The sequence below is a fragment of the Oleiphilus sp. HI0086 genome (assembly GCF_001635225.1).
In genome coordinates this window covers 1-639 of sequence record NZ_LWFZ01000538.1, presented here as the reverse complement: position 1 = coordinate 639, position 639 = coordinate 1, and the positions used below count along the sequence as shown (strand labels likewise).

Sequence of the window (639 nt, the reverse complement as noted above, 5' to 3'; positions counted from 1 at the left end):
ATTTTCTCGGCGCTGCTTGTATGCCTTTACGCCCCAAACCAAGTAATAATGAATACCGCTAATCAGAGTAATGGCACCCACTACAAATAGGCCTTCTGAAACTGCCCACTGCGGCATCGGCAGATCTGCCAAGCTCATAATCACGAGTAAGACATAAACAATCTGTAGCATTGTACAGGTCTTACCCAGCCATGAGGGCTTAATATCATAATGACTAATAAAGAAGTGATAGCCCAGCGCACCAGCTAGAATCATTACATCGCGACCAATAACGAGATATAGAAGCCACATTGGGATTTGCTCTGTCCAAGCAAGCATTACGTAAGCCGTAACGAGCAGTAGTTTATCTGCCAAAGGGTCAGCTATGGCACCAAATCGCGACTTCCAATTAAATTGGCGAGCCAAGAAACCATCAACTCCATCTGAAAGACCTGCTACAAAGAATAGAATCAAAGCCTGCAAATATTGCGCGGAATATACGCTCATCGCAAAAGGAATCACCAGCAGGATTCGAATAACAGTTAGAATATTAGGAATCTGATTAGCTGCGATCATTCTATCTCCAAAATAACCATAGCAATGACTAAGACCCGGAGCGCCAAACAAATTTATCGAGCGCATCGACAAGCATACCCTTAT

Annotated in this window: 1 protein-coding gene; it reads right to left on the bottom strand. The window is 43.7% G+C overall.

Annotation, left to right across the window (positions count from 1 at the left end):
• The coding region (locus tag A3756_RS06550; RefSeq protein ID WP_068553131.1) for a CDP-alcohol phosphatidyltransferase family protein at positions 1–555 on the bottom strand (555 nt) is incomplete at its 3' end.
• Positions 556–639 lie beyond the last annotated feature (84 nt).